The 6,878-nt window shown below is 70.5% G+C and carries 9 protein-coding genes and 1 tRNA gene; 4 read left to right on the plus strand and 6 right to left on the minus strand.

Translation table 11 applies throughout. The annotated features are described in order from the left end of the window. Positions 1–203: 203 nt before the first annotated feature. The 6 genes from ADBZ5U_RS03655 to ADBZ5U_RS03680 form a co-directional block, all read right to left on the minus strand. Positions 204–440 (minus strand): DUF2256 domain-containing protein, encoded by a 237-nt coding sequence (locus ADBZ5U_RS03655; protein ID WP_526262475.1) that lies wholly within the window; start codon positions 438–440, stop codon positions 204–206. Positions 441–464: 24 nt separating this feature from the next. Continuing rightward, positions 465–537 (minus strand) — tRNA-Ala (locus tag ADBZ5U_RS03660). 40 nt (positions 538–577) lie between these two features. Then, positions 578–1,819 (minus strand): divisome protein SepX/GlpR, encoded by a 1,242-nt coding sequence (gene sepX, locus ADBZ5U_RS03665; RefSeq protein WP_526262477.1) that lies wholly within the window; start codon positions 1,817–1,819, stop codon positions 578–580. 140 nt (positions 1,820–1,959) lie between these two features. Then, positions 1,960–2,613, minus strand: a complete 654-nt coding sequence (locus tag ADBZ5U_RS03670; protein ID WP_526262479.1) for a GNAT family N-acetyltransferase — start codon at positions 2,611–2,613, stop codon at positions 1,960–1,962. 36 nt (positions 2,614–2,649) lie between these two features. Then, on the minus strand, positions 2,650–3,885 hold the full coding sequence (glp, locus tag ADBZ5U_RS03675) for a molybdotransferase-like divisome protein Glp (protein ID WP_526262481.1): 1,236 nt from the start codon (positions 3,883–3,885) through the stop codon (positions 2,650–2,652). A gap of 93 nt (positions 3,886–3,978) precedes the next feature. Beyond that, positions 3,979–4,890: a UTP--glucose-1-phosphate uridylyltransferase gene (locus tag ADBZ5U_RS03680; RefSeq protein WP_526262483.1), complete on the minus strand. Its 912-nt coding sequence runs from the start codon at positions 4,888–4,890 to the stop codon at positions 3,979–3,981. Positions 4,891–4,952: 62 nt separating this feature from the next. Between ADBZ5U_RS03680 and ADBZ5U_RS03685 the strand changes: the two genes are divergently transcribed. From ADBZ5U_RS03685 to ADBZ5U_RS03700, 4 genes are all read left to right on the plus strand, one after another. Beyond that, on the plus strand, positions 4,953–5,570 hold the full coding sequence (locus ADBZ5U_RS03685; protein ID WP_526262485.1) for a 5-formyltetrahydrofolate cyclo-ligase: 618 nt from the start codon (positions 4,953–4,955) through the stop codon (positions 5,568–5,570). Positions 5,571–5,611: 41 nt separating this feature from the next. After that, positions 5,612–5,947, plus strand: coding sequence for an FmdB family zinc ribbon protein (locus tag ADBZ5U_RS03690; RefSeq protein ID WP_526262487.1), 336 nt, complete (start codon positions 5,612–5,614; stop codon positions 5,945–5,947). Between the two features lie 66 nt (positions 5,948–6,013). Then, positions 6,014–6,649, plus strand: a complete 636-nt coding sequence (locus ADBZ5U_RS03695; RefSeq protein ID WP_526262489.1) for an SAF domain-containing protein — start codon at positions 6,014–6,016, stop codon at positions 6,647–6,649. An 87-nt stretch (positions 6,650–6,736) separates the two neighbouring features. Beyond that, on the plus strand, positions 6,737–6,878 hold a 142-nt coding region (locus tag ADBZ5U_RS03700), incomplete at its 3' end, for an MscL family protein (protein WP_526262493.1).

The following is a 6,878-nucleotide window of genomic DNA, read 5'->3' on the forward strand; positions in this document are numbered from 1 at the left end:
GGAGGGCCCGGTTGTCCGGCCGGATTGGGGTCCGCGCCCGCACCCGGGGCCAGGACGAGAGCGGCGGGCAAGATCAGCGTGACCGCAAATCCCGACGACTTCGCACGCACATCACGGTATCTCTGCGAAAGCATCACGAAACCATAACGAACAAATCGCGGGAAGTCGGCGGCTTTATCCGATACACCCCGGCCGAATAGTCCTCAGCTGGGATTTCGCGGGTAAACCTCGCTTTCGGCACCGGCGAGTCGCGGCCGTTCCGCGTCGCCGGGTCCGCCCCGCCTGCATGCCTGCGAGCAGTACTTCACATTCGCCCAGTCGCGGGCCCACTTTTTGCGCCACTCGAACGGCCGCCGACAGCGCTCGCACACCTTCGGCGGATGACCGTTCTTCTCACGCGCTCGCGCGGGCACGACTGCGACTGTATCGCCGGCCGGCACCGTCGTCCGGAGGATGAGGGTGAGTGGAGCTAAGGGGAATCGAACCCCTGACCTTCTCGATGCGAACGAGACGCGCTACCAACTGCGCTATAGCCCCTAGGCGATAGCAGGTTACCAGTCCGGTCGGGTGAGCGTTCCTACTGACCCGACGCCCTCGGCAGACCCCCCGGCATCCCCCTCGACATTCCGTAGTGCCGCCGGCTGTACGGAACCTCGTCGAGATGTTCGAAGATCGGATCCTCGTCGTCGACCTCCAGCACCGCCGCTCCCGGGCGCTGGAGCCGGGTAGGGAACTCGGGGAGATCGACCTCCGGTCCCCGCCGGGCGGAACGCTCGTCGAATACGGGTTCGACCACCGGCTGCGAGCGCACCGGGCGTGATCGCATCACCCGCTGCGATCGCCGGCGTCGCACCTGTTCCTCGATTCGGGTCTGACGGCGGAGGTAGCCGAGGTAGAGCACCGTCACTGCGGCCACCATGCCGCACGACCACCACAGCGCGGGGCCGACGGTGAAGGACAGGCCGGCGCTGAGCACCATCAGCGCGGCCATGACCATCAGGACCCGCTTGCGGAAGCGGTACTTCCGGGCGCTGACCGCCGCCGCGGTCGCGTTGGACAGTCGCCGCTGGCGGCTCGACGGCCGGGGAGCCACCGGCACGTCGCCTTCGTCCTCGGCTTCCAAACCTGAAGAGTCCTCGATGTACTCGTACTCGTCGGCAGTCCCGTCCGGGAGCCCCGGCGCGGGGCCGGTCGCCTCCGCGACTGATTCGTCCACCTCGAGGCCGGCCTCGACGTCGGCTCGCAGATCGTCTGCGACGTCAGCCGGGGGTTCAGCCTGGAGTTCGGGCGCGGGCGCCGCGGCCTCGGGCCCGGCCTCCCGGGCCTCCGGCGACGGGGTGTCGAACAGGCTGGCCTGCCCACCGGTTCCGCCGACGGGCAGCGCACCGGAGTTCTCGTCCACGATGTCGACGTCGAGGTAGTCGGTCTCGGCGGGCGCACGCTCGGCCACCGCCGCGACAACCACGACCGACCGGGGCCGGGCGCCCATCCGGGAGTCCCGCACGGCGTCGTCGTACTCCTGGATCACATCACGCTGGGCCGCGAAGTCCTCGGCGGTCGTCTCGCCGAACGCCTCGGGGTAGTCGTCCGCGGCGAGGTGGTCACCGGCCTGCCAGTCCGGATCGTGCCGATGGCCGGCCGCCGGGCCGCTGCGCCTGATCAGCCGGGATCTGACGTCGCCGTTGAGGACGCGGGTGGACAGGGCGACGTCACTGGTTCGCCGAACGGTGTCGCGCTTGTTGATGAGCATCGGCACCAGGACGAAGAGCCAGAGCACCACAAGTGAGATCCAGAGCAATGACTGGGGGATGCTTGGCATGGGCCTGCTCCTTTCCCGACCAGGCTAGGTCCGTGACGTCCGCTTTCGGTGGCGGCGCGCCGTGCCAATTACACACGTGTAATTCCCGGAAGACAAGCACCACCAGTCACAAATGTCACATTCGCAACACCGGCCCACCTTCAGGGCCACCGGGCCAGTCCCCGCCGGACCAGGCCCGCCGCGACCGACCCGTCCGTCTCCTCGGCCGTCATCGCCACCAGGAGGTGGTCGCGCCAGTCGCCGTCCACGTTGAGGTAGCGCCTGAGTAGACCTTCTTCACGAAAACCCACCTTTGCCAGCACCCGCCGACTGGCGGTGTTCTCCGGACGGACGGTCGCCTCGACGCGATGCAGACCGACCGGCCCGAAGCAGTGATCCAATCCCAGCGCAAGGGCGCCGGTGGCGACTCCGCCCCCGGTCACCTCCCCGGACACCCAGTAACCGATCCAGGCCGACCGCAGCGCGCCGTGCGTCACGTTGCCCACCGTCAACTGGCCGCGGAAGCATCCGTCGAGTTCGATGACATAGGGCAGCATCCGACCCTTGCGCGCCTCGGCACGCAGGCCGGAATGCATAGCCGGCCAGGCCGAGACATTGTGCCGCTGAACCCAATCCGTTTCAGCCGACGGCTCCCACGGTTCGAGGTTGTCGCATTCGGCCAACCGCAGGCGGCTCCAGTGGGCTCCGTCGCGCAATCGCGGCGGCCGCAAGCGGACCGTGCCCGCGGGAACCCGCAGTGGACCCACCGGACCGGGCCACCCCGGGTGCGCCGGACCGCGACCCCAGAAGCTCACGTCGAATCCCCGTACGACTCGGCCGCCCCCGGCACCTCAGCCGCGCTGCGCCAGGAAGGCGACGTCGACCGCTTCCCCGGTCCGGACCTCCGCGACGTCACTGGGCACCACGACAAGGCAGTTCGCCTCGGCCAACGATGCCAGCAGGTGCGAGGAACCGCCCGGGGCGTCCCCGATGGCCTCCACCAGGTAGTCGCCGCTGTCCTGGTCGCGCAGCAACTGGCCGCGCAGGAAGCCGGTGCGTCCGGTGACGGAGCTGATCGGCGCCAGTGTGCGCGCCCGGATCATCCGCCGCATGGGTTGACGCTTGCCCAGCGACAGCCGGATCAGCGGGCGAACCATGACCTCGAACACGACCAACGCACTGACCGGGTTGGCGGGAAGGAGGAACGTCGGAACCCCTTCCGGCCCGAGCTGTCCGAATCCCTGGACCGAACCGGGGTGCATGGCGATCCGGGTGACTTCCATGCTGCCCAGTTCGGACAGCACCGCCCGCAGGTTCTCCGCGGCGGCACCGCCGACCGCACCGGAGATCACCACGACCTCGCTGCGGTTGAGTTGGCTCTCGACCACGTGACGCAGATCCTTGGGATCGGTGCTCACGATGCCGACCCGGGTCGCGTCGGCGCCGGCATCGCGGGCGGCGGCGGCCAGCGCGTAGGAATTGACGTCGTAGACCTGACCGTTTCCGGGCGTTCGCAGGATGTCGACCAGTTCGCCGCCCACACTGAGCACCGACACCCGCGGTTTGGGGTGCACCAGGACCCGTTCCCGCCCGACGGCGGCCAGCAACCCGACCTGCGCGGGCCCGATCACGGCACCGGCCCGCACCGCGACGTCACCGGGTTGAACGTCATCGCCGGCGCGCCGCACGTAGGCGCCCGACCGCACCCCGCGCAACGCCCGCACCCGGGTCTGCCCGCCGTCGGTCCAGCGCAGCGGCAAGACCGCGTCGGCCAGGGTCGGCATCGGCGCGCCGGTCTGGATCCGGGCGGCCTGGCTGGGCTGCAACCGGGTGGGCGTGCGCGAACCCGCCTCGATGACACCCACCACGGGAAGCACCACGTCATTGCCGTCGCCGGCGGCGCCGATGTCCACGCTGCGCACCGCGTAACCGTCGATCGCCGCCTGGTCGAACCCGGGCATCGGCCGTTCGGTGACCACTTCCTCGGCGCACATCAGGCCCTGGGCCTCCGCGATGGGCACCCGGACCGGCCTGGGCGCGACAGCGGCAGCCGTCACCCTGGCCTGCTGTTCCTCCACCGAACGCACAGTCCTGCCTTTCTGACGGGGCCGCCTTTCTGACGGGGCTGCCCCTGTTGAGGGGCTGCCTTTTCGGCCTCGAGACCGGCCCGCCGCAGACTCCTACCGGCCGGTCCGGCCCAGCCGCTCCACCAACCAGGCCCGCAACTCCGGGCCGTAGTCGTCACGATCCAAGGCAAAGTCAACCGCAGCCTTCAGATACCCGCCGGGATTTCCCAAGTCGTGTCGAGACCCGCGGTGCACGACCACGTGCACCGGATGGCCCTCCTCGATCAGCAGCGCGATCGCGTCGGTCAACTGGATCTCCCCGCCCGCACCGCGGCTCACCCGGCGCAACGCGTCGAAGATCGCGCGGTCGAGCAGGTAGCGGCCGGCCGCGGCGAACCGCGACGGCGCCTGGTCTGCGGCGGGCTTCTCCACCATCCCCTTGACCCTGAGGATGTCCGGACTGGTGGCGCCTGCGGCCGGTTCGACGTCGAACACGCCGTAGGCGCTGACCTCGTCGGGTTCGACCTCGATGGCACACAGCACCGATCCGCCCCGCTTGCCGCGGACCCTGGCCATCGTCACCAGCACCCCCGTGGGCAGCACCAGATCGTCGGGCAGCAGCACCGCCACGGCGTCCTCGTCGCTGGAGAGCACCGGTTCCACGCAGCCCACCGCGTGGCCCAGGCCCAAGGGTTCGGCCTGCACCAACGACTCGACCTTGATCAGGGCGGGAGCACGGCGGACCTTTTCCAGCATCGCCTTCTTGCCGCGGGCCTCCAGGGTGCCCTCCAGTACGAGGTCCTCGACGAAGTGCGCGACGACACCGTCCTTGCCTTCGGAGGTGACGATCACCAGCCGCTCGGCTCCGGCTTCGGCGGCCTCCTCGGCCACCAGTTCTATTCCGGGGGTGTCGACGACGGGCAGCAACTCCTTGGGAACCGTCTTGGTGGCGGGCAGGAACCGGGTGCCCAGGCCCGCCGCCGGCACGATGGCGGTGCGGGGAATCGGCACCCGGTCGCTGAGCATGCCCACAACCCTAACCCGGCGCGGCGGTGGCGCAGAACCGGTCCCACTGACAGGGTGTGTCCGTGGGCTACGTGGGCAAAGAAGACCTTCGGGCGCAATCGCTGGCGGCGCGGCGCGGCCTGTCCGATGCGGTGCGCCGGGCCGAGGCGGAGCTGCTCCGCGGCCATCTCGCCGAGGCCGTCGGCGCCGCCCGGGTGGTCGCGGCCTACGTTCCGGTCGGCACCGAGCCCGGCAAACCCGAAATGCTCGACACCCTGTTGCACCTGTGTGAGACCGTCCTGCTCCCGGTGACCGGCACCGGACCGGGGGGGGAGCCCCGGCCGCTTCGCTGGGGCCGCTACCAGCCGGGGCGGCTGGCCGAGGGCCGGTTCGGTCTGCGCGAGCCGGCCGGACCGTCACTGCCGGCGGCGGCGTTGGCCCGGGCCCAGGTGGTGCTGGTGCCGGCTCTGGCGGTGGACCGCCGCGGCGGGCGACTGGGGCGGGGCGGCGGCTTCTACGACCGGTCGCTGCCGCTGTGCGCGCCGGGGACGCGACTGGTGGCGGTGGTGCGCGACGGCGAGTTCGTCGACGAACTGCCGTGTGACCCGCATGACGTTCCGATGACCCACGCCCTCACCCCGGCCGCTGGACTGCACGCGCTGCGGGAGTGCTCCACGCCCGATGGCGGTTCTGGCACTTGACGCGGTAGAGTGCCAACGATCCAGTCCTCCCGGAGGGTGATGTGCCGACCTACAGCTACGCCTGCACCGAGTGCGACAACCGATTCGACGCGGTCCAGGCGTTCACCGACGACGCGCTGACCACCTGCCCACGATGCTCGGGCCGGCTTCGCAAACTGTTCAACTCGGTCGGGGTGGTGTTCAAGGGCAGCGGTTTCTACCGCACCGACAGCCGGGAATCGGGCAAGAGTGCGACGTCCGGTTCGGACTCCGGGGGGTCGTCGGATTCCTCGGGTTCGGCGGCGCCGGCGTCCAAGCCGGAGAAGTCTTCGGGCTCGGATGGCTCCGGAGGTTCCGCGTCGACGCCCAGTTCGGCACCCGCCGCCGCATCCACCTGACAGGCTTATCCACAACCCGACGCCGCCGCCGAGGCGCGCGGGTCCGGCAAGCCCTACCGTGAGCGAATGGGCAAATCGCTCAATCCCACTCTGCTGAACCGGATTTCGCGGGCCGCACGACCGGACTTCGCGCGGACCCTACTGGCCCGGCGCATCGCCGCCGGCCTGCTGGTACTGCTGGCGGGGCTCGCGGCCTGGCGACCGGACCCGGACACCGCGCCTCGCGCGGTCGTGGTCGCCGTCCACGACCTGGGCCCGGGGACCGCCCTGACCGGCGACGACGTCGCCCTGCGCGTGCTGCCGGCCGGAATTCTCCCCGACGGTGCCGTCACCGCACTGGACGCCGTCGTGGGCGCCACCCTTGCCGGGCCCTCCCGGCGCGGGGAGGTTCTGACCGACGCCCGGGTGCTGGGACCGCGACTGGCCGGGCTGGTCGCCGGGCCGGACCCCCGCACCGTCCCGGTGCACCCGGCCGACGGCGCGGTTCTGGACGTGATTCGTCCCGGAGACGTCGTCGACGTCCTCGGTGCGCCCTCGGCGGAGCGCGATGCCCGGCCGCGGCTGTTGGCCGCCGACGCCGTGGTGGTGCTGGTGTCTAAAGCGGGCGACGACCGGGTGGTGCTGGTGGCCCTGCCGGCGGCGGCCGCCCACGCACTCGCCGGCGCGACTCTGGTGCAGGACGTGACGCTGGCGATCCACTGACGGCGCTGGTCGATAGGCCCGGCCGGTCCGCTCCGCTGCGCTACGCTTTCGGCGCCCACATGCAAATCCAGCAACGAAAGGCACATCGTGTTAAAGGGTTTCAAGGAGTTCCTCGCCCGCGGCAACATCGTCGACCTCGCCGTCGCAGTGGTCATCGGCACCGCGTTCACCGGGCTGGTCACCAAGTTCACCGACAGCATCATCCAGCCGCTGATCAACCGGATCGGCG

The organism is Mycobacterium sp., from assembly GCF_040398885.1.
GTDB lineage: Bacteria > Actinomycetota > Actinomycetes > Mycobacteriales > Mycobacteriaceae > Mycobacterium.

Bases quoted from the DNA above. Each gene is read 5' to 3' on its own strand.
- sepX (WP_526262477.1), bottom strand. From the start codon at position 1,819: ATGCCAAGCATCCCCCAGTCATTGCTCTGGATCTCACTTGTGGTGCTC.
- ADBZ5U_RS03680 (WP_526262483.1), bottom strand. From the start codon at position 4,890: ATGCTCAGCGACCGGGTGCCGATTCCCCGCACCGCCATCGTGCCGGCG.
- ADBZ5U_RS03695 (WP_526262489.1), top strand. From the start codon at position 6,014: ATGGGCAAATCGCTCAATCCCACTCTGCTGAACCGGATTTCGCGGGCC.